Source organism: Lysobacter niastensis (genome assembly GCF_015453285.1).
Classification (GTDB): domain Bacteria; phylum Pseudomonadota; class Gammaproteobacteria; order Xanthomonadales; family Xanthomonadaceae; genus Lysobacter_J; species Lysobacter_J niastensis.
Window position 1 is genome coordinate 411,697 of record NZ_JADLZT010000003.1, and the last position, 20,515, is coordinate 432,211.

22 protein-coding genes are annotated in these 20,515 nt (G+C 68.0%); 12 read left to right on the forward strand and 10 right to left on the reverse strand.

Features of this window, described 5'->3' with window-relative positions; translation table 11 throughout:
• The first annotated feature begins 117 nt into the window (after nucleotides 1-117).
• Nucleotides 118-780: a peroxiredoxin gene (locus IU514_RS07125; RefSeq protein ID WP_194930382.1), complete on the forward strand. Its 663-nt coding sequence runs from the start codon at nucleotides 118-120 to the stop codon at nucleotides 778-780.
• A 47-nt stretch (nucleotides 781-827) separates the two neighbouring features.
• On the opposite strand, the gene IU514_RS07130 is transcribed toward IU514_RS07125, so the two are convergent.
• The 4 genes from IU514_RS07130 to IU514_RS07145 all read right to left on the reverse strand — a co-directional run bounded on the left by IU514_RS07130 (nucleotide 828) and on the right by IU514_RS07145 (nucleotide 5,226).
• Entirely contained in the window at nucleotides 828-1,460 is a 633-nt protein-coding gene (locus tag IU514_RS07130; RefSeq protein WP_194930383.1) for a Vat family streptogramin A O-acetyltransferase, read from the reverse strand.
• Between the two features lie 462 nt (nucleotides 1,461-1,922).
• A complete protein-coding gene (locus IU514_RS07135) occupies nucleotides 1,923-2,300 on the reverse strand; it encodes a hypothetical protein (protein WP_194930384.1) in 378 nt (125 codons plus the stop codon).
• A 21-nt stretch (nucleotides 2,301-2,321) separates the two neighbouring features.
• Nucleotides 2,322-2,795 (reverse strand): Cu(I)-responsive transcriptional regulator, encoded by a 474-nt coding sequence (gene cueR, locus IU514_RS07140; protein WP_194930385.1) that lies wholly within the window; start codon nucleotides 2,793-2,795, stop codon nucleotides 2,322-2,324.
• A 16-nt stretch (nucleotides 2,796-2,811) separates the two neighbouring features.
• Nucleotides 2,812-5,226 carry a heavy metal translocating P-type ATPase gene (locus IU514_RS07145; protein WP_194930386.1) on the reverse strand — a complete coding sequence of 805 codons (2,415 nt, stop codon included), beginning with the start codon at nucleotides 5,224-5,226 and terminating at the stop codon, nucleotides 2,812-2,814.
• A gap of 216 nt (nucleotides 5,227-5,442) precedes the next feature.
• On the opposite strand from IU514_RS07145, the gene IU514_RS07150 reads away from it, so the two are divergent.
• Nucleotides 5,443-5,679, forward strand: coding sequence for a hypothetical protein (locus IU514_RS07150; RefSeq protein WP_194930387.1), 237 nt, complete (start codon nucleotides 5,443-5,445; stop codon nucleotides 5,677-5,679).
• Nucleotides 5,680-5,695: 16 nt separating this feature from the next.
• On the opposite strand, the gene IU514_RS07155 is transcribed toward IU514_RS07150, so the two are convergent.
• The 3 genes from IU514_RS07155 to IU514_RS07165 all read right to left on the reverse strand — a co-directional run bounded on the left by IU514_RS07155 (nucleotide 5,696) and on the right by IU514_RS07165 (nucleotide 7,368).
• Nucleotides 5,696-5,932, reverse strand: coding sequence for a cyclase (locus IU514_RS07155; RefSeq protein WP_194930388.1), 237 nt, complete (start codon nucleotides 5,930-5,932; stop codon nucleotides 5,696-5,698).
• 98 nt (nucleotides 5,933-6,030) lie between these two features.
• Nucleotides 6,031-6,927, reverse strand: a complete 897-nt coding sequence (locus IU514_RS07160; protein WP_194930389.1) for a DMT family transporter — start codon at nucleotides 6,925-6,927, stop codon at nucleotides 6,031-6,033.
• A 57-nt stretch (nucleotides 6,928-6,984) separates the two neighbouring features.
• Nucleotides 6,985-7,368: a cupin domain-containing protein gene (locus IU514_RS07165; protein ID WP_194930390.1), complete on the reverse strand. Its 384-nt coding sequence runs from the start codon at nucleotides 7,366-7,368 to the stop codon at nucleotides 6,985-6,987.
• 138 nt (nucleotides 7,369-7,506) lie between these two features.
• On the opposite strand from IU514_RS07165, the gene IU514_RS07170 reads away from it, so the two are divergent.
• Nucleotides 7,507-8,394, forward strand: coding sequence for a LysR substrate-binding domain-containing protein (locus tag IU514_RS07170; RefSeq protein ID WP_194930391.1), 888 nt, complete (start codon nucleotides 7,507-7,509; stop codon nucleotides 8,392-8,394).
• On the opposite strand, the gene IU514_RS07175 is transcribed toward IU514_RS07170, so the two are convergent.
• Nucleotides 8,391-8,753 (reverse strand): TfoX/Sxy family protein, encoded by a 363-nt coding sequence (locus tag IU514_RS07175; RefSeq protein WP_194930392.1) that lies wholly within the window; start codon nucleotides 8,751-8,753, stop codon nucleotides 8,391-8,393. The two genes, IU514_RS07170 and IU514_RS07175, sit on opposite strands and share 4 nt — an antisense overlap.
• 39 nt (nucleotides 8,754-8,792) lie before the next feature.
• Between IU514_RS07175 and IU514_RS07180 the strand changes: the two genes are divergently transcribed.
• From IU514_RS07180 to IU514_RS07195, 4 genes are all read left to right on the forward strand, one after another.
• Nucleotides 8,793-9,734 (forward strand): DMT family transporter, encoded by a 942-nt coding sequence (locus IU514_RS07180; protein WP_194930393.1) that lies wholly within the window; start codon nucleotides 8,793-8,795, stop codon nucleotides 9,732-9,734.
• Between the two features lie 90 nt (nucleotides 9,735-9,824).
• Complete coding sequence (locus tag IU514_RS07185) at nucleotides 9,825-11,429, forward strand: ExeA family protein (protein WP_194930394.1); 1,605 nt, start codon at nucleotides 9,825-9,827, stop codon at nucleotides 11,427-11,429.
• Nucleotides 11,430-11,431: 2 nt separating this feature from the next.
• Nucleotides 11,432-12,172, forward strand: coding sequence for a general secretion pathway protein GspB (locus IU514_RS07190; protein WP_194930395.1), 741 nt, complete (start codon nucleotides 11,432-11,434; stop codon nucleotides 12,170-12,172).
• 75 nt (nucleotides 12,173-12,247) lie between these two features.
• On the forward strand, nucleotides 12,248-12,643 hold the full coding sequence (locus IU514_RS07195) for a DoxX family protein (RefSeq protein ID WP_194930396.1): 396 nt from the start codon (nucleotides 12,248-12,250) through the stop codon (nucleotides 12,641-12,643).
• Nucleotides 12,644-12,722: 79 nt separating this feature from the next.
• Here IU514_RS07195 and dbpA read toward each other — a convergent pair whose 3' ends face one another.
• On the reverse strand, nucleotides 12,723-14,111 hold the full coding sequence (gene dbpA / locus IU514_RS07200; protein WP_194930397.1) for an ATP-dependent RNA helicase DbpA: 1,389 nt from the start codon (nucleotides 14,109-14,111) through the stop codon (nucleotides 12,723-12,725).
• Between the two features lie 106 nt (nucleotides 14,112-14,217).
• Between dbpA and IU514_RS18925 the strand changes: the two genes are divergently transcribed.
• From IU514_RS18925 to IU514_RS07220, 5 genes are all read left to right on the forward strand, one after another.
• Nucleotides 14,218-14,457: a hypothetical protein gene (locus IU514_RS18925; RefSeq protein WP_228760534.1), complete on the forward strand. Its 240-nt coding sequence runs from the start codon at nucleotides 14,218-14,220 to the stop codon at nucleotides 14,455-14,457.
• Nucleotides 14,430-14,795: a hypothetical protein gene (locus tag IU514_RS18930; protein WP_228760535.1), complete on the forward strand. Its 366-nt coding sequence runs from the start codon at nucleotides 14,430-14,432 to the stop codon at nucleotides 14,793-14,795. Before IU514_RS18925 ends, IU514_RS18930 begins: the two co-directional genes overlap by 28 nt.
• Before the next feature lie 92 nt (nucleotides 14,796-14,887).
• Nucleotides 14,888-16,600, forward strand: a complete 1,713-nt coding sequence (locus IU514_RS07210) for a hypothetical protein (RefSeq protein ID WP_228760536.1) — start codon at nucleotides 14,888-14,890, stop codon at nucleotides 16,598-16,600.
• A gap of 101 nt (nucleotides 16,601-16,701) precedes the next feature.
• Nucleotides 16,702-18,780 carry a toll/interleukin-1 receptor domain-containing protein gene (locus tag IU514_RS07215; RefSeq protein ID WP_194930398.1) on the forward strand — a complete coding sequence of 693 codons (2,079 nt, stop codon included), beginning with the start codon at nucleotides 16,702-16,704 and terminating at the stop codon, nucleotides 18,778-18,780.
• 50 nt (nucleotides 18,781-18,830) lie between these two features.
• Nucleotides 18,831-19,217 (forward strand): hypothetical protein, encoded by a 387-nt coding sequence (locus IU514_RS07220; protein WP_194930399.1) that lies wholly within the window; start codon nucleotides 18,831-18,833, stop codon nucleotides 19,215-19,217.
• Nucleotides 19,218-19,362: 145 nt separating this feature from the next.
• Here the strand turns inward: IU514_RS07220 and IU514_RS07225 are convergent, their stop codons facing one another.
• Nucleotides 19,363-20,373, reverse strand: a complete 1,011-nt coding sequence (locus IU514_RS07225) for a fatty acid desaturase (RefSeq protein WP_228760537.1) — start codon at nucleotides 20,371-20,373, stop codon at nucleotides 19,363-19,365.
• Nucleotides 20,374-20,515: the final 142 nt, after the last annotated feature.

Consider the following 20,515-nt stretch of genomic DNA (forward strand, 5'->3'; position numbering starts at 1 on the left):
CCGCGCGCAACGGCGTAAGATCGCGGCAGCGGCTGCAGCGGGGAGCTGATCCCGGGCCGCCCTGGGGAGCGCAGCGCCCGTGATGTGGCGCATCCAAGCTACCGCAGGAGGTTGACCATGGCACTGCAGATTGGCGACACCGCACCGGACTTCGAAGCCGACACCACCGAAGGCAGGATCCGCTTCCACGAGTGGATGGGCGACAGCTGGTGCGTGCTGTTCTCGCACCCCAAGGATTTCACGCCGGTGTGCACGACCGAGCTCGGATACATGGCACGCATCAAGCCCGAGTTCGACAAGCGCAACGTCAAGGTGATCGGCCTCAGCGTCGATACGATCGAGGACCACAAGCGCTGGGCGAAAGACATCCAGGAAACGCAGGGCGTCGCGCCGAACTACCCGATGATCGGCGACCCCGAACTCAAGCTCTCCAAGCTGTACAACATGCTGCCGGCGGAAACACCGGGCACCGCGCAGGGACGCACGCCAGCCGACAACCAGACCGTCCGCAACGTGTTCGTGATCGGCCCGGACAAGAAGATCAAGCTCGAACTGATCTATCCGATGACCACCGGCCGCAACTTCGACGAAGTGCTGCGCGTGATCGACTCGATGCAGCTCACCGCGAAACACAAGGTCGCCACGCCGGTGAACTGGCAGCCGGGTGAGGACGTGATCATCGCCGCGTCGGTGTCGGACGACGATGCACGCCAACTGTTCCCGGAAGGCTGGACCGCGTCCAAGCCGTACATCCGCGTCGTGCACCAGCCGCGTGCTTGAGCGATCGGCGTGATGGGGAAGGATCGCGCGCCGCTCCTTCCCCCGCGTCAGTCCGCTGCCTCCAGCGCTTCCACATCCGCGCCGACGATCTTCTCCAGGTGGCGCGTGATCCTGGCCGCGTCCCAGTCCCACCACGCGATGCGCAGCAGGCGCTGCACCGTGGCGTCATCGAAGCGGGAGCGGATCAGCCGCGCCGGATTGCCGCCGACGATGCCGTAAGCCGGCACGTCGCTGACGACCACCGAACGCGCGGCGACAATGGCGCCGTCGCCGATCTTCACGCCCGGCATCACCATCGCGTCGTAGCCGATCCAGACGTCGTTGCCGATCACCGTGTCGCCCTTGAACGGCAACTCCTCCGGCGCCGGCGCGAAACGTTCCCAGCCGCCTCCGAAGATGTTGAACGGATACGTCGAGATGCCGGACATGCGGTGGTTCGCGCCGTTCATGACGAACTTCACGCCGCGCGCCAGCGCACAGAAGCGACCGATCACCAGCCGGTCGCCAATGAACGGAAACAGGTACAGCACGTTGCGCTCGAAGTTATCGGCGCCGTCGGGATCGTCGTAGTAGGTGTACTCGCCGATCTCGATCTGCGGGTTTCGCACGACATTGCGCAGGTAGCAGATCTGCGGGAAGCCCGCCATCGGATGCGGGTTGGCGGGATCGGGACCGTTCATGGGCGCCTCGTCGCAAGAGCGGAGCGCAGTATCGCACTGCTGCTCGCCTGCACTTCGGCGGTGCGCCTCGGCTCGTAGAGGGAAAGCCCGCTGCAGCAACCTGCGAGGGCACCCTGGCGAGGCGCATTGGCTGTTCGAGCCCGGTGCGCGGAGCAAATTGCTGCGTTCGCCGGGCTTTTTGCTCGGTCGATGGTGAACTTTTCACCACCTCTTGGACCGTAGCGCCCTGGATCTGTGACTTTCTTCTCCGGCGCCGGAGAAAAAAGCTCTGCCGCCCAAGCTCCATGGTCGGAACGCCGAGCTCGCGGCCCCGACGACGGAGCTCGGAGCTCGGCGCGCCGAGCTCAGACACCCGACGATGGTGCTCGGAGCCCGGACCGCGTGGCAGCCCCAAGACCTCGGAAAATGAACCTGACCCCTTTTTTGCCGGCTTGCGCCGCCCCTTCCCTTTAACAGACCACCTCAGCCCGCGACTCGATCTGCAACTCGCATATACATAGCCCCCATCACACCAAGCAGGGCAAACACTGATAGAGCGGCATACGCGATGGCGAGAACTGGAGACAGCGAGCTTTGGCGAGCCAGAACCTTATTCCCTCGCAAGGCGATGTACACCGCGTTCAACACTAACAGCGAACCGATGATCAGGAAGATCACACTCCTGGTGAGTCCGATGCCAGACTCAATCATGTACATGCGAAAAAAGAGCAACGCCAGCACATTCGCAGATTGAAGACCACTCAACAATATCCATGCTGCGGTCGAACTCGGATGACTATCCGAGTTCGTGCGTCCGCTAAGCGCGTACATGCTTACAAACAATCTGTCGTAGAAGAACACTTGCACCTCGAGAGAAAGGGGTCAGGTTGACTTCCGCGATGTATCGGCCCCGCACGCGTGCGCCGCCAGGTCGTCGAGGATCGGGCACTCGGGGCGTTCGTCGCCGTGGCAGCGGTTGGCCAGGTCCTGCAGAGTGCGCTGCATGGCCTGCATCTCGCTGATCTTCGCGGCGAGTTCGTCGGCATGCTCCTGCGCCAGCCGTTTCACTTCGGCGCTGGCTCGCGCGCGGTTGCTCCACAGTCCCAGCAGCGCCTCGATCTGCCGGATCGAGAAGCCCAGCACGCGTGCGCGCCGGATGAACTGGAAGCGATGCACGTCGGCGTCGGAATAGATGCGGTAGCCGGCGAACGTTCGTCCGGCCTCCGGGATCAGGCCGATGCTCTCGTAGTGCCGGATCATCTTCGCGCTGACGCCGCTCAACTGCGCCGCCTCGCCGATGTTGTGGAAGCCCTGCTCGCGGGCGTCGGACAGTTCAGGCCGAAGGGTCTTGCTCATGACGATCGATCCTCTTTCACGCGTCCGGATGCCAGCGGCGCAGCAGCAAGGTGTTGGCGAGCACGCTGACCGACGACAGCGCCATGGCCGCGCCCGCGATCACCGGGTCCAGCAGGCCCAACGCCGCGAGCGGGATGCCGACCACGTTGTAGCCGAACGCCCAGAACAGATTCTGATGGATCTTGCGCGTGGTGCGGCGCGAGATCCCGATCGCATCGGCCACCAGGGCCGGCTCCGGCCGCATCAGCGTGACACCAGCGGCATGCATGGCGACGTCGGTGCCGCTGCCCATCGCGAAACCGACATCCGCGGCGGCCAACGCCGGCGCGTCGTTGACGCCATCGCCGACCATCGCGACGGTGCCCTGATGGCCGAGCTCGGCGACGATCGCAGCCTTGTCCTCCGGCACGACGTTGGCGCGCACCTCGTCGATGCCGAGTGCGTGCGCCACCGCGTGCGCGGCGCCGGGGTTGTCACCCGACACCATCACCGTGCGCAGCCCCATCTCATGCAGCCGCGCGATGGCGTCCTTCGCACCGTGCCGTGGCTGGTCGCGGAACGACAGCAGCCCGAGCAGTCGCGTCCCTTCGTCCGCGCGCTCGGCGAGCCAGGACACGGTGTGCCCCGATTCCACCAGCACTTCGGCGCGGGTTTCCAGCGCGGACAGGTCGGCGCCCGCCTCGACCATCATGCGCGTGCTGCCCAGCAGCAATGTCCGGCCCGCCACCTCGCCACGCACGCCACGCCCGGCGACGGCGTGCAGCCCGGTGGCAGGCAGCAGCCGCCGATCACCGTAAGCACCCAGCACCGCCTTGGCGAGCGGATGCTCGCTTCCCGACTGGAGCGCGGCGCCCTGCGCCAGCAGTTCGCCGTCATTGCCACCGACGGCACGGTACTCGGCCAGCACGGGCCTTCCCTCGGTCAGCGTTCCGGTCTTGTCGAACGCAACGATCGAGACCTTGCGTGCAATCTCCAGCGCCTCGGCGTCCTTGATCAGGATGCCCGCGCGGGCAGCCACGCCGGTGCCGGCCATGATCGCGGTCGGCGTGGCCAATCCCAGCGCGCACGGACAGGCGATGACCAGCACCGCGACGGCGTTGAGGATGGCTTGTTGCCAGTCGCCCACCGCCAGACCCCAGCCGAGCAGCGTCACGAGCGCGACACCCACGACGACCGGCACGAACACGGCGCTGACGCGATCGACCACGCGCTGGATCGGTGCCTTCTTGGCCTGCGCATCCTCGACCAGACGGATGATGCGGGCGAGCACGCCTTCCGCGGCGGACGCGGTGGTCTCGATCGCGATCAGGCCTTCGCCGTTCACCGCGCCACCAGTGACGCGATCGCCCTCCGTCTTGGCGACGGGCAGCGACTCGCCGGTGATCAGCGACTCGTCTGCATGCGTCCGTCCTTCGATGATGCGTCCGTCGATCGGTATGCGCTCACCGGGCCGCACCACCACCACGTCAGTCACCGCGACACTGGCGATGGGCACTTCGGTTACGCGGCCGTCGCGCCGCACTCGCGCCGTGGCCGGACGCAATGCCTGCAGCGCGCGGATGGCCTCGGTGGTCTGGCGCTTGGCCCGCGCCTCCAGCCACTTGCCCATCAGGATCAACGTGATGACGACGGCGGAGGCTTCGAAGTACAGCGGCGCACCGTGGTGTACCGCATCCGACAGCAGGTTGTAGGCACTCAATCCGTAAGCGGCGCTGGTGCCCAGCGCGACCAGCAGGTCCATGTTGCCGGTCCCCGCCTTCAACGCGTGCCAGCCGGCGCGATAGAAACGCGCGCCCAGCCAGAACTGCACCGGAGTGGCGAGTACGAGTTGCAGCCATCCCGGCAGCATCCAGTGCTCGCCCAGCAACAGTCCTGCCATCGGCAATGCAAGCGGCAGCGACAGTAGCGCCGCGGCGATCAGGTGCAGTGTCTCGCGCGGCCAGGCCTTCGTCTGTGCCCGTTCCGGCTTTGAACCGTCAGCGGCATCGGTGAGTGCGGCGGAATAACCCGCGCCCGCCACGGCAGCGATCAGTCCGGCATCATCGATCTGCGCAGTCGCTCGCACGTACGCACGCTCGGTGGCCAGGTTCACGGTTGCGTCGAGCACGCCTGGCAATGCGCGCAACGCCCGCTCGATACGTGCCACGCACGAAGCGCAGGTCATCCCCGAAATCGCCAGTTCGACTTCGCGCTGCGCGATGCCGTAGCCGGCCTGGCGCACGGCATCGGCGAGGACTTGCAGAGCGACCGGCTCGCCGGTGGCGACTTCGACGGTTTCGGTCGCGAGGTTGACGCTGGCCGAGGTGACGCCCGGAACCGACATCAGACCACGTTCGACTCGTCCGGCGCAGGACGCGCAGGTCATGCCGGATATGCCGAATCGGAACTGGTTCTGCAGGCCGGTGGAAGCCTGCGACAGGGACGCGTTCATGCGGGTGCCGATAGCGAGGATGGCGCAAGGCTGGGCCTTCCCATCATGGGAAGGTCAATGGCCGCACGCCACCCCAACCCGCCGCGCGTTGACTTTGCCACTGTGGGAAGCCCGAGGCTGCGCGCTCCGCCATCCCGCATGGAATTCCCCGTGTGCCTCGCCCCATTCACACCGAGCCGTGCACCCGATCAGCGCACGGCGCTGCCCGACGTCCACATGCTCCTCAACCTCGACGGTCCGTGCAGGGAGCCTCGGCGCTTGATCGGCGCGCTGCTCCGGGTCGACCTGGGCGCGCGCATCCGCGTCGATCACGTCGCGGGCCGCGTGCAGATGGAAGGCCGCTTCTGGAAGCACGAGGTGATCGCGGCCATCGAACGGCAGGGCTACCGGCTGCGTGGCTGGGAAGAACGACCGCTTTCGCCGCGAGTGATGCCTGGCGCGCTGGCTGCCTGACGGCCGCGCCGAACACTCAACCGGAAATGGCGACCGTGTCGCGCTCCCGCTTGTGCGCCTCGGCGATGATGCGCTTGTTGTCGATGCGCACGCTGCCGACCATCAGCAGGCGCATGTCGCGCACGATGTAGTCGGCGAGCACGTCGTCGGCGATGTCGTCGCCTTCGATGTCGAGGCGGAAGTCCCAGCCTTTCAGGCCGCCGCCATTGCTGAAGTGAATCTCGAAGTCGAACACGACGCGCTTGTCGGTCATTCGCGCACTCCCTTGATTCCGTTCGCTCGTCATCCCCGCCTACGCAGGGATGACGATTTGGCAATGCCCAGCCCGCTGCGCGGCCTCGGGCCGATTCGTCACTTCCCCATGCGCTGGCTCAACGCCACGCTGCCGAGGATCATCGCGCCGGCGATGCCCATCGTCGCGGTCAGCGGCTCGTCCAGCAGCAGCCAGGCCCAGGCCACGCCGAACACCGGGATCAGGTAGGTGACGGTCGAAGCGCGGCTGGCGCCGATGCGGGCAATCAGTCGGTAGTACATGACGAAGGCCAGGCCGGTGCACAGCACGCCGAGCATCGCCGCCGAGAACCAGGACGCTGCCGGGATCGCGTGTTGCGGCCAGTAGCTGATGGCGAACGGCAACGTCAGCAGCGCCGACACGCCGAGCGTGGCCGAGGCGACCGCGGCCGGCGGCAATCCGGTCAGGTGACGACGCACGAGGTTGATGCCGATGCCGTACAGGAACGCCGCGCCCACACCGGCCATCACCGCCCAGCCGATGCTGGCGCCGGCGGTCTTGCCGCTGGCCAGCACCACCACGCCGGCGAAACCGGTCAGCAGCGCCACCGCGCGACGCGCGCCGATCTTCTCGCCGAAGAACAGGAAGCCGACCAGCGCGGTGAACAACACCGTCATCGCATTGGCGATCGCACCGATGCCGGCGGGTGCGCGCTGCGCAGCCCACGCGAACAGCATGAAAGGCACCGCCGAGTTGATCGCGCCGATGATCGCCAGCTTCGGCCACAACCGCGCCGGGAACTGCGCCCGCGCCCGCCACAGGAACGGCAGCAGCACCAGCGAACCCAGCGCCAGGCGCACCTCGACCAGCGGCATCGCACCGAAGTCCTTGGCGGCCACGCGCATGAAGAGGAACGAAGCGCCCCAGATCGCGCCGAGCAGGGCGAGTTCGAGCGGGGTGATCCAGCCGCGTTCGCGTGTGTCGGTCATGCCGGATGCCGTGGCGACGCTGTTCATCGTAAGACCTCGTGGGGGAGGACGCCTCGTGGGGGAGGACGTGTCTGGCGACGCGGGTCAGCCCTGCGTCGGATGGAAGTGGTGGGTGATCGAATCGGGGTTGCCGCCGGCGGCCAGGAAGGCCGTCGAGCTGACGTTGAGGCCGATCAGGCGGACGCCCGATTCGGTGCGCGGACGATGCCGGCTGTCGGGCGCGAAGGCGACATAGGTGCCGGCGCCGTAGCGCGACTCGCCCTCGATCACTTCGCCGCTGATGACGTAGAAGGACTCGCCGGTGTCGTGGTGGTCGACGTACGGCCACTGCGCGCCGGGTGCCATGTCGACCACCCAGACGCGCACGCCCGGATTGCTCGGCAGGTCGCGGCGCGTGCAGCCATCGCCGACCTCGATCACCGCGACATCATCGATCTGCATGGCCTGCAGGTCATCGTTGGACAGCATGCTCGGATCGCTCCCGGTGGCCGTGGCAGACGGCCCACCCATAATCTGGCTCTTGCCTGGTGGCTATTTTCCGGTGGCGCGCCGCCGCCACAAGCGCATACTTTCGCGGTCAGACACAAACCATATTTGAGGCTCGACATGGCCCTGCGCGCGGACTGGCTGCCTGCTCTGGCCGCCTTCGAATCGGCGGCCCGCCACCAGAACTTCGCCCATGCCGCCGAGGAACTGCACCTGACGGCCAGCGCGGTCAGCCACCACGTGCGCAAGCTCGAATCCCGGCTGGGGGTCGCGCTGTTCCAGCGCCATGCCCGCGGCGTGTCGCTGACCGCCGAAGGCCGCCAGCTGGCCGACGCTGCCGGCAGCGCGATGGCAGACATGGAGGGAGTGCTGCGCACGCTGCACGGCACTCGCGACGAGCACGACCGGGTCCGCATCACCACCCTGCACTCGCTGGTCTACACCTGGCTGATGCCGCGACTGCCTGACTTCCACCAGCGCCACCCGCACATCCGGCTCAGCATCGACACCGAGATCGCGCTGACCCGCTTCGACGACGGCGGCCCGGACCTCGGCATCCGCCATGGCCCCGGCCACTGGCCCGGGCTGACCGCGCACCTGCTGATGGACGACGCATTGTTCCCGCTCGCATCCCCGCACTACCCGGGGCTGCCGGCGATCCGCGAAGCGGCGGACGTCACCCGGCTGCCGCTGATCTCCGACCACGCACGGCAGGGCTGGCTGGACTGGTTCCGCCACGCCGGCGTGCATGGCGCGAAGTTCGAGGAGAGCTACACCTTCAGCGACAGCACGGACGCGATGAATGCCGCCGCGCACGGGCTCGGCGCGGTGCTGGCGCGTGGGCGTATCGCACAGCCCTACCTCGACGCCGGAAGGCTGCAGCGACTGCCGGGCCCCGCGCTGAAGACACGCTGGAGCTACTTCGTCGTCTACCCCTCGCACCGCCGGCTGCGTCCGGCGGCGCAGGCGTTCGTCGACTGGCTGCTGGCGCAGCCGACCGAGGACTAGCGCGCCGCTTTCTTCGCCCGTCTGGGCGGCTTCTTCGCAGCCTTGCGCAGCGCTGCCTCCTGGGCGAGACGCAGCCAGATCCGCCAGGTGTCGGCCGAGTCCAGTGCCTCTTCCGGCACCGACCAGTAACTCATCGTGATCGGCTGCTGCTGACCCTGGTACACGTAAGGCGCGCAACCGGCCGCCTCGAACCTCGCGCGGGTCTCGTCGTCGGCCTTCAGGTACACGCCTTCCTCGATCAGCACGCCGACCAGCAGGCCGTCGAGGTACAGGCCGTGGCCGCCGAACATCGCGCGGGCGGTCAGCCGCCCCGACTCGGCGCTGAGATCTTGCAGGTGGGCAATCAGGTCGGCGCTCATGCTGCGAGAATAGCGTGCCCTCCGCCGCCGCCACGACTCATGAGCCCGACCAGCAAGGCCCAGCTGCAAATCCATTTCTGCGTGCTGCTGTGGGGCTTCACCGCGATCCTGGGCAAGATGATCACGCTGCCGGCGCTGCCGCTGGTGTGGTGGCGCATGTTGCTGGTGGTCGCGGCGCTGGCGCTGGTGCCGCGCGTGTGGCGCGGGCTGCGCGCGATGAAGCCGCGCCTGATCCTGGCCTATGCCGGCATCGGCACGCTGGTGGCGTTGCACTGGCTGACCTTCTACGGCGCGATCAAGCTGTCCAACGCGTCCGTCGGCGCGACGTGCATGGCGCTGGGCACGGTGTTCGTGGCGATGATCGAACCGTGGCTGACGCGCACGCGCTTCTCCAAGCGCGAGCTCGCGCTGGGCCTGATGGTGCTGCCCGGCGTGGTGATGGTGGTCGGTGGCGTCCCGGCCGGCATGCGCGTGGGCATCGCGGTGGGCGCGGTGTCGGCGTTCCTGGTGGCGATCTTCGGATCGCTCAACAAGCGCCTGGTCGAGCACGGCGATCCGCTCACCGTGACCGCGCTGGAACTGGGTGCCGGCACGCTGATGCTGACGCTGCTGGCGCCGCTGATGCCGCTGCTGTTCCCGTCGTTCGCCGGTTCGCTGCTGGTGGTGCCCAGCGGCCACGATGCCGCCCTGCTGCTGGCGCTGGCGCTGGCTTGCACGCTGCTGCCGTTCACGCTGTCGCTGGTGGCGCTGCGGCACATGAGCGCGTTCGCGCAGCAGCTCGCGGTGAACCTCGAACCGGTCTACGCGATCGTGCTGGCGGTGTTGCTGCTGGGCGAGCAGCGCGAGCTCACGCCGCTGTTCTATGGCGGCGTGGCGATCATCCTGGCCGCGGTCTTCATCCACCCCCTGCTCGGCTCGCCGCGGCCGCTGCAGCACCCCGAGGTCCTCGGGACGGCCGAAGCCAAGGGCGCCGCCGAATAGCCCTCGCCCGGCGCGTTCAGGCCGGTTGGCGTGGACGCCTGCGTTTTTCATGGCAGGCTAGTGGGGACTTCGCCCATCAACGGTACGCGCATGTATCTCGAGCACTACGGCCTGCAGCAGCCGCCGTTCTCGATCACGCCCGATCCGCGCTTCGTCTTTCTCAGCGAGCGCCACCGGGACGCTCTCGCGCACCTGCTTTTCGGCATCGGCCAGGGCGGCGGCGGCGGTTTCGTCCAGCTGACCGGCGAGGTCGGCACCGGCAAGACCACGCTGTGCCGCCTGCTGCTGGAGCAGTTGCCGGAGAACACGCGCGCCGCGCTCGTCCTCAATCCGCGGCTGTCGCCGGTGGAGCTGCTGGAGACGATCTGCGAGGAACTGCACCTGGACCTGGAAGGCGCGCGCGGCAGCGTCAAGGCGCTGGTCGACCGGCTCAACGCCTACCTGCTCGATGCCTACGCGCAGGGCCTGTGCGTGGTGCTGATCATCGACGAGGCGCAGAACCTCTCGGTCGAGGCGCTCGAGCAGGTGCGGTTGCTGACCAACCTGGAAACGCCGACGCAGAAGCTGCTGCAGATCATCCTGCTCGGCCAGCCGGAGCTGCGCGAGATGCTGGCCCGGCCCGATATGCGCCAGCTCGCGCAGCGCATCACCGCGCGTTACCACCTGACTCCGCTCAACGCCGCCGAGACCGGCGAGTACCTGCGCCATCGCTATCGCGTGGCCGGAGGCCAGCGTTTTCCCTTCACCGCTGCCGCGGTGCGGCGCATCCACAAGCATTCCATCGGCGTGCCGCGCCTGGTCAACGTGATCGCCGAGCGCACGCTGCTCGCCGGTTATGCGCATGACGAAACCAAGCTCGATGCGCGCTGGGTCGATCGCGCTGCGCGCGAGGCGCTGGCTCCGTCGCGCCCGCGTGGCCCGCTCGCATGGCCCCTCGCTGCGGTGCTGGCCCTCGCCGCGCTGACAGGCGCCGGCTGGGCGTGGTGGCCGCGTGCCGCCGTGACTCCTCCCGTCGCGACGGCCAAGGCGGCGGCGAAAGAACCGGCGAAACCCAGCGTGGCCGCCGCCCCCACCCGGCTCGACGAGGACGCGCTGCAGGCGCGCCTGCAGCAGGCCGATGCCTCGCCGCTGCCGGCCTGGCGCGAACTGCTGGCGCTGTGGAAGCTGCCCGCTGCCGACGCCGACGCCACCGCGGCTTCGGCCTGCCTGCCGGTGCTGGCGCCGGGCGTGTACTGCGTGCGCGGCCGCGCCGGGCTCGACAAGCTCGCCGCGCAGGGACGGCCTGCGTTGCTGCGGCTGCATTCCGGCGATCGCGAACAGTGGGCGCTGCTGCGCGGCGCGGATGCTGTCAGCGTGCGTCTGTCGCTCGGCGGACAGGACCTCGATACCAGCCGGGTCGCGCTGGAGCACGTGTGGGCCGGCGAATACGCCACGCTGTGGCGCGGTCCGGATTACCTCGATGCGTCATTGCCGGTGGGCGCCACGGGACCGGCGGTCGGCTGGATCGGCCAGCGCCTGGCTCCCGGCAAGTTCACCGCGGATGCGTCTTCGACGTTGGACGCAGCGATGATCGAGGCTGTGCGCCGCTTCCAGCGCGCGCGCGGCCTCGACAGCGATGGCGTCATCGGCCCGGAAACGCTGCTGGCGCTGTCTTCCGCCGACAACGGCCCTCGCATGCTCAAGGTCCTGGAGTAACGATGTCTCTCATCCTTGAGGCCCTGCGCAAGTCCGAAGCCGAGCGCCGCCGCGGCCAGACGCCGGACCTGCATGCCGAGTTGCCGCCCGCGGCGCGCCCTGCGCGTACGCGCGCCTTGCCCTGGCCATGGCTGTTGCTCGCTGCTGCCACCGCCCTCGGCATGAGTGGCTGGGCCGCACGTGGCTACTGGCTTGCGACGCCGGCCGCTGCCGCTGCGGTGACCGGAGCGACCATCGACCCGGCACCCGCAGCCTCACCGGCACCGGTGGAATGGAAGCCGGCGGCACGCACCGTTCGCCCCGTCGTCCCCGCGCCACAACCGCAGCAGGCACCTGCACTGGCGCCCGTCGCCCGGGCACCTGCGGTAGTGCCGCCCGCGCCTGCCATCGAAACCGCCCCGCAGGCTTCCGCACCGCCCGTCGCCGCCACGCGCGAACATGCGGCGCCGGCCGCATTGCCGCCGCCCCCGAGCGAACTGCCGCCCGCACCGGCGCCGATCGCTTCCGCCGGCTCGGCCGTGCTGCGCCTGTCCGACCTCAGCGCCGCCGATCGCCAGCAGTTGCCGCCATTGAAGATGAGCATGCACATGTGGGGCCAGAGCGCCCCGCAGCGCTTCGCCATCATCGACGGCTCACGGGTGTCCGAAGGCGACCGCCTCGGCCCGGCCGTCGTCGACGAGATCAGTGCGGACGGTGTGCTGCTCAGCTGGAACGGGCTGCACCTCAAACTGCCGGTACGCTGACGGCCGGTTTTCCGCACCGCGCCATGCCCTTGCGCCGGGCTGGACTATCATCGGTTACCACCTCGGGGAGTCGCCATGAACACGAGTACCCAGCAGGACCTCGGCAAGCTCATCATCCGCATCGCCCTCGGCGTGCTCGTGCTGCTGCATGGCATCAGCAAGCTCGACGGCGGCCTGGAAGGCATCATGAAGATGGTCGAGACCCAGGGCTTCCCGGCCTCGTTCGGCTATGGCGTGCTGGCCGGCGAAGTGCTCGGACCGCTGCTGGTGATCACCGGCTTCTTCTCGCGCATCGGCGCCGTGCTGATCGTGTTGAACATGATCGTCGCGCTGTACCTGGTGCACACGGGCGACATCGGCCACCTCAACGAGCAGGGCGGCTGGGCGATCGAACTGCAGGTGATGTACCTGGCCACCGCGCTCGGCATCGCGTTGATGGGCCCGGGCAAGTACGCGTTCAACCAGCGCTGAGCACATCGCGCCCCTCTCCCGCTTGCGGGAGAGGGATTTGGTGACGGTCCCGCTTGCGGGAGAGGGATTGGGTGACGGCCTACAGGCGGTTCACCCGGAACTTCCGCCCCTTGATCTTGCCTTCGCGCAGCCGCGCCAGCGCCTGCGCAGCCTGTCCGCGCGCGACGGCGACATAGGCGCGCGTGGCGAACACGTCGATCTTGCCGATCGCATCGGCCTTCAGGCCCGCTTCGCCGGTCAGGGCACCCAGGATGTCGCCCGGGCGCAGCTTGTCGCTGCGTCCGGCATCGATGCGCAGCGTCGTCATCGCCGCCATCGGCACGTTGCCTGCCTTGCCGGTCAACGGCGCCGCCTTGTACCACTGAGCCGGCGCGCCGATGCGCTGCTCGATCGCCTCGATGCGCGAGGTCTCTCGCGACGTGCACAGGCTCAATGCGAGGCCATCCGCGCCGGCGCGGCCGGTGCGGCCGATGCGGTGCACGTAGGTGTCGGCATCGCTGGGCAGGTCATAGTTGACCACCATCGCCAGCTCCTTGACGTCGAGCCCGCGCGCGGCGACGTCGCTGGCCACAAGCACGTTGCAGCTACGGTTGGCGAAGCGCACCAGCACTTCGTCGCGATCGCGCTGCTCCATGTCGCCGTGCAGCGCCAGCGCGGTGAAGCCGTAGTGCTCCAGCGAGCCGGCGACTTCGTCCACTTGGCGACGCATGTTGCAGAACACCACGCACGACTCCGGCCGCTCCTGCACCAGCAGCGCCGCCAGCAGCGGCGTCTTGCGCGCCGCATCGATCTCGTAGAAGCGCTGCTCGATCGGCGCGTGGTGCTCCTCGCCCTCGACCGTCACCTCGACCGGATCGCGCAGCATGCCGCGGCTGATCGTGCGTACGCCTTCCGGGAAAGTGGCTGAGAACAGCAGGCCCTGCCGCGACTTCGGCGTCTTCCCGACGATCTCGCGGATCGGTTCCTCGAAGCCCATGTCGAGCATGCGGTCGGCCTCGTCGAACACCAGCGTGCGCAGGCCAGAGAAGTCCAGCGCGCGCTTGCGCAGGAGTTCCTGGATGCGGCCCGGCGTGCCGACCACCACGTGCGGCGCGTGCTCCAGCGAGGCCAGCTGCGGCGCGAGCGGCATGCCGCCGCACAGGATCGACAGCTTCAGGTTGGGAATGGCGAAGGCCAGCTTGCGCAGCTGCTTGCCGACCTGGTCGGCCAACTCGCGCGTCGGGCACAGCACCAGCGCCTGCGTGCCGGAGGACGCCGCATCGAGGCGGTGCAGCAAGCCCAGGCCGAAGGCTGCGGTCTTGCCGCTGCCGGTGGGCGCCTGCGCGATCAGGTCGCGCCCCTCGAGGATCGGCGGCAGGCTGCGCGCCTGCACGGGCGTCATCTGGGTGTAGCCCAGGGCCTGCACCCCCTGCATCAGTGCAGGGGTCAGGGAGAGGGTCGAGAAACACTCGGAAACTAGGTCAGTCATGCGCACATGATCGCAGCATCGGGCCGAGCATGGGCTCGGGAGCGGCCCGTCGCAGGTCGCAGGCACCCGGGACGCTATGCTCGGCCGACGCGCGAGGAGGCTGGCGATGCAGGGCGACCCGCTGTTCACCTACATCCGCATCGTGCTGGGCATCGTGCTCGGCCTGGCCCTGACCACGCTGCTCAAGGGCATGGCGCGCTTCGTCCAGCACCCCGGCCGCGAACGCATCTACTGGGTGCACATGGGATGGGCGCTCTCGATGTTCGTGCTGCTGACCCACTTCTGGTGGTGGCAGTTCAGCCTGATCCACGTCCATCCGTGGAGCTTCCCCGCTACGCCTTCCTGATCCTCTACGTCGTCGTGCTGTTCCTGCTGTGCACGCTGCTGTTTCCCGACGACACCTCCGACTACGACGGCTGGCGCGACTACTTCCTGTCGCGGCGCGGTTGGTTCTTCGGGATCATGGCGCTGGCCTACGTGATCGACTTCATCGACACGCTGATCAAGGCGCGGCCCTACTTCCGCCACTTCGGCTACGAGTACCCGTTGCGCAACGCCGCGATGGTGGTGCTTTGCCTGGTCGCGATGCGTACGCGCGCGGAGTGGTTCCACCGGACCTTCGTCGTCTTCGCCCTGCTCTACGAGCTGTCCTGGATCTACCGGCTCTACGACGTCATCGAATGACCGGCAGGCGCCTTCTGGCCTGAGGCCGCCCGCGCCCGCGTTCGCCCTAGCGGACCAGCGGCGTTCCGGCCGCGCTGCGCGGCGGGAGCGGCATGTTCGATCACGACGATACGGCGTCGCTGGCCAGCCTGGTGGTCGGGGTCACCGGACATCGCAAGCTGCGGGAGGCGGACCTTCCCGGACTGCGGACCCGTGTGCGCGACTTCCTGCAGGACCTGCAGGCGCGATATCCCGAATTGCCGGTGGTCGTGCTGTCGTCGCTGGCCGAAGGCGGCGACCAGCTCGTGGCGCAGGTCGCGCTCGACCTCGGCCTGCGCGTGATCGCGCCTCTGCCATTGCCGGTCGACCTGTACCGCCACGACTTCGAAGACCCAGACAGCCGCGACGCGTTCGACCGGCAACGCCTGCTCGCCGACACGATGGTGCTGCCGCTGCGCCACGACAGCCACCAAGACGCCATCGCAAAGGCGGGCCCGGCGCGTGACCAGCAATACGCACAGGCCGGCATCTTCGTATCCAGCCACTGCCACATCCTGCTGGCGCTGTGGGACGGCGTCGATTCGGACCGGCTCGGCGGCACCTCGCAGATCGTGCATTACCACCTGCAGGGCACGGTGCCGGGCGAGATCGACCGTCGCCGCCGCGTCGCGCTGGCACGGCTGGGTCTGGACGAGGAAACGCTGCTCTACCACCTGCCCGTCGCCCGCGAAGGCAGCAACGACGACATCGAGGATCGCGGCCGCTGGCTCACCGCCGACGACGGGATCATCGTGCACGAGCAGCTGCCGCCGGCATTCGACCTGATGTTCCGCCGGCAGGCCGAGTTCAACACCGACGTGCGCCGCTACGAAAAGGCGATAGGCACTGCTTTCCAGCTCGAATCGGCAGGCGGCGACGAACCGGCGCCCTGCCCGATCGAGATCCTGTTCGCCGCGACCGACTGGCTGGCGCGCACGTACCAGCGGCGCGTCGGGCATGTGCTGCGCATCGTCTATCTGCTGGCGGCAGCGATGGGGTTCGCGTTCTTCACCTACACGCACATCACCGCGCACCACCTCGTGATCAACCTGTTCCTGGTGTTTTTCCTCGCCGGCCTGGGCGTGGTGGTGCTGGCGCGACGGCGCGAATGGCAGCGCAAGCATCTGGACTACCGCGCACTCGCTGAAGGATTGCGCGTGCAGTCGTACTGGCGGCGCGCCGGTATCGTCGACCTCGCCTCGCCGGCGTTCGCCCACGACAACTTCCTGCAGAAGCAGGACGTCGAGCTGGGCTGGATACGCAACGTGATGCGCGGCGCCAGCCTCGATGGACTGCGCATTCCGGCCAAGGGCGGTGCATCGCAGGTCGACGCGGTGATCCGCGACTGGATCGGCACGCCAGAAAGTGGCGGACAGCTGCGCTACTTCGCGGCGACCGCATCGCGGCGATCGCGGCTGCACCATCGCGCCGAGGTTCTCGGAATGGCCTGCCTGTGGGCCGGCGTCGGCATCAGCGTTCTGCTGGCGATCTTCGCCAGCGGCATGGATACGCACCAGCAGCACCTGCTGGTCTCGACCATGGGCATCCTGTCGGTCGCAGCCGCCGTACACGAGGCCTACGCGTACAAGAAGGCCGACAAGGAACTGATCAAGCAGTACCGCTTCATGCAGCGCATCTTCGGTGCGGCGCGGCGGCGCCTGGGCTGCTGCGCCGACCTCGCGGAGAAACGCCAGGTGCTGCGCACGCTGGGCGAGGCGGCGCTGGCCGAGCACGCCGAGTGGACGCTGATGCATCGCGAGCGGCAGCTGGAGCATTCGCGCCTGTAACGCACGTTCGCGTAAGCGGCATCACCCGACATGGTGATGCCGGCGCTGTCCGAAGGCTGCCCCGGCAGGCGTTTGATTGGTCGCCATCCGCGGGTCACGCCATGCGATTCCGGGCCTTCCTCAGCTACAGCCATGCCGACGCCGCCTGGGCACGCTGGCTGCTGCGCCGGCTCGAAACCTATCGCGTGCCGTCGCGGCTGGTCGGTGCGCATGCGGGCAACGGCACCATCGACCGCCGCCTGGGCACGTTCTTCCGCGATCGCGAGGAACTGCCGACCGCTGGCGACCTTGGCTCGACGATTCGCGAAGCGCTCGCCGATTCCGCCACGCTGATCGTGATCTGCTCACCCGCCGCGGCGCAGTCGCGATGGGTCAATGCCGAAGTCCAGGCGTTCCAGGACTCCGGCCGCGGCGATCGCGTGCTGTGCTTCGTGGTTGACGGCGAACCGGGCAGCGCCGATCCGGCACGGCAATGCTTCCCTCCCGCCCTGCTGCAACCCGCTCCGGATGGCAACACGCGCGAACCGCTCGCCGCCGATGCGCGGCGTGAAGGCGACGGACGCGAGCGTGCTTTCCTGAAGCTGGTCGCGGGATTGCTCGGCGTCGGCTACGACGCGCTCGCACAACGCGAAGCACAGCGGCGGCAACGCAAGTGGGCCGTGGTGACGGCGGCCTCCATCGCCGGCATGGCGATCGCGATGGCCCTGGCCGTCACTGCATGGGTCGCACGCAACGATGCCCAGCGCCGCCAGGCGCAGGCCGAGGACATCCTCGGATTCATGCTCGGCGACCTGCGCAAGAAGCTGGACACCGTCGGCCGGCTCGACCTGATGCGCTCGGTCGACGACAAGGCCACGGCGTACTTCGCCACGCTGGATCCGCGCGACCTCACCGACCGCGCGCTCGAAGAGCAGGCCCGCTCACTGACCGGCATCGGCCAGGTGCGCCTCAATGAAGGCAAGCATGACCCTGCGATGGCGGCGTTCCGCGAGGCACATGCGCGCAGCACCACGCTGCACCAGCGCGCACCGGACAACGGCCAGCGCCTGTTCGATCTGGCACAGGCCGAGTACTGGATCGGGTTTGTCGCCCTGGAACAGGGGCGCTACGACGAATCGGGGGTCTGGTTCCGCAAGTATCGGGACAGCGGGATCCGGCTGGCGGCGATGGATCGCGCGAACTTCGACTGGCAACGCGAAGTCGCCTACGGCCACCAGACCCTGGCGGTGCTCGACGAGCGGCGCGGGCGCTACCCGGAAGCCGAGCGCGCCGTCCGCGAAGAGCTTGCCCTGTACCAGGTCTGGACGGCACAGCGACCGCATGACAATGCACTGCGCTTCGAGGCCACCAATGTCCTGTCGTGGCTGGGCACCCTGTCGGCCCGCCAAGGCAAGCTCGCCGACGCGGAGGCGTTCTTCAGCGAGCAGCTCGCCGGGATGCAACGCAATGTCGCGGCGGAGCCGGCAAACGCCAAATGGCAGGATCTGCGCGTCAATGCGTTGTATCTGCTGGTGGAAGCACAGGCCCAGCGCGGCCGGCGCAGCGAGGCCCTCACGAACATCCTCGCGGCAACGACGTCCGCCGACACATTGGCCAGGCAGGATCCGGCCAACAATCTGTGGCAGACGCCACCTGCGATCTGCCGCTGGTGGCAGGCCCAGTTGATCGCCCCCTCCGACAGCGCGGCGGCTGTCCAGATCGCAGACGAAGCCGCCGCGATCCTGACCCGCGCTCGGGCCGCCGAACCCGAGAACGAGCGCGTGCTTCGTTGGCTCGTCATGGCGCGCAACCTGCAGGCCCAGCTCGCACTTTCGACAGGTGACAGCCGTGCGTCGCGAACGCACGCCGCCGAAGCGCTGGCCTTGTTGGAACCGGCCTGGAAGAAGAGTCCGAACGAGGTCCTGCGCCTGGTGCTGGCGAACAACCGGATCGTGGCCGGAGAAGGCGCGCAGGCAGCAGGCGACGTCGCAGCAGCCCGCGCGGATTGGCGACAGGCCGAGCAACTGCTGACGGCGGACGCACGCGACGCGTTGCCATTCGAACGGCTCGATCCACTGGTGCGAACCCTGCTGCTTCTCGACCGCGCTACCGAGGCGCAGCCGCACCAGCAACGCCTCACCGCCGCGGGCTACGTCCCGCTGCGGCCATTCCCGGCAGCCGGCCGGATCGCCGCGCAATAGACAGGTTCCGTCCCGGCCCGAACGGCCATCCCCCAAGAGGAGTCACGACCATGCCGAACACCCCGAACATCAATCTCGACGTACGCAACTTCGCCTCCGGCGCCCCCTACAAGAACGTCGCCGCCTCCAACGGCCAGACCTACAGCTACTGCTACACCGGTGGCGACGATGGCAACGGCGGCCTGGACCAGACCGTAGGCAATGGCCGCGATACCGCCCTCGTGTCGCTGATCGCCGACCAGCGTTACGAGATCAGCGGGCACAACTTCCTCAACGACCCCAACAACCAGCTCAGCTGGAGCGGCAACAGCAAGCGCAACGGCAACATCATCGACGCCAACAACGCCATCGCGAACGCCGAATACTGCGTCATCGTGACGGACACGGGCAACGGCAATTGCACGATCGTCTGCGATCCGCCGATCATCAACCGGTAGCCACCGCGGGGCGCGGCGCACACGAGTGCGCCGCAACGCCCGGAATGCCACGATTCACGGTCTGCCTTGCACCTGAGCACCAATCGGCGGCACAAAAAAAAGCGGGCCTGAGCCCGCTTTTTTCATCCAGCGGTCGCAGGCACCATCAGGCGCGTGCGGCCTTCGGAAACCCGACCATGCGTCCGGTCTCCTCGCACCACAGCTTCAGGCGCGCGCTCTTCAGGCTCGACCACATCGTCAGGCGCGGCGCGGACTGCAGCAGCGGACTCGATTCGAACGCCTCGCGCAGGCGGTAGTTCGGGATGCGGCTGGCCAGGTGGTGGATGTGGTGATAACCGATGTTGCCGGTGAACCAGTGCAGCACGCGCGGCAGGTCGTAATACGAGCTGCCGGCAACCGCGGCCTGGCTGGAATCCCACTCGCCCTTGCGCGCCCAGTACGCGTCCTCGAACGTGTGCTGCACGTAGAACAGCCAGACGCCCGCGGCACCGGCGATCAGCACGATCGGCAGGTGCACCACCAGCGCCGTGTGCCAGCCGATGGCGAAGCCCAGCGAGACCAGCGCAACCGCCAGCATCAGGTTGTTGAGCAGCACGCTCGCCCATTCCTTCTTCCACGTGAACGGAAGGTCGAACGGAAAGCGATGCTTGATCACGAACTGGTAGACGGGACCGATGCCCAGCAGCACCGGGGTGCTGCGATACATCCGATACGCCAGGCGACCCCGCCACGAGCGCGCGCGGTATTCGGCGACGGTCAGCGTGTCGATGTCGCCCATCTCGCGGCGGTCGAGGTTGCCTGACGTGCCGTGGTGCACGGCGTGGGTCTTCTTCCAGTAACCGTAGGGGAACAGCGTGACCAGCCCCAGGCAGCGGCCGACCATGTCATTGGCGCGGGCGCTGGCGAAGAACGATCCGTGCCCGCAGTCGTGCTGGATGATGAACAACCGCACGTACAGGCCCGCAGCGGGAAGCGCCAGCAGCAGCGTCCAGCCGTAGTTCCATTGCGCGACCACGCTCCAGGCCATCAGTGCCCAGACGGCCACGAAGGGAATCAGCGTGTTGACCAGCTGCCACACGGCCCGTCCCAGGTGCGGCTTGGCGAAGCTCGCGCACAGCTGGCGGAGTTGGGTGGCGGTTTTGACTTCGGTGTTCAAGTGCACGCTTCTTCTCAGGGGACGAAGCATTGTCGGAGAGCAGCGGCTCCCGAACAATCACGTGCGCATGCGTACGGAGGGATATCGCACCGGAACTGGGAGGCAGTACCCGGATTAATCGGGGTGAGAAAGGCTAAGAACC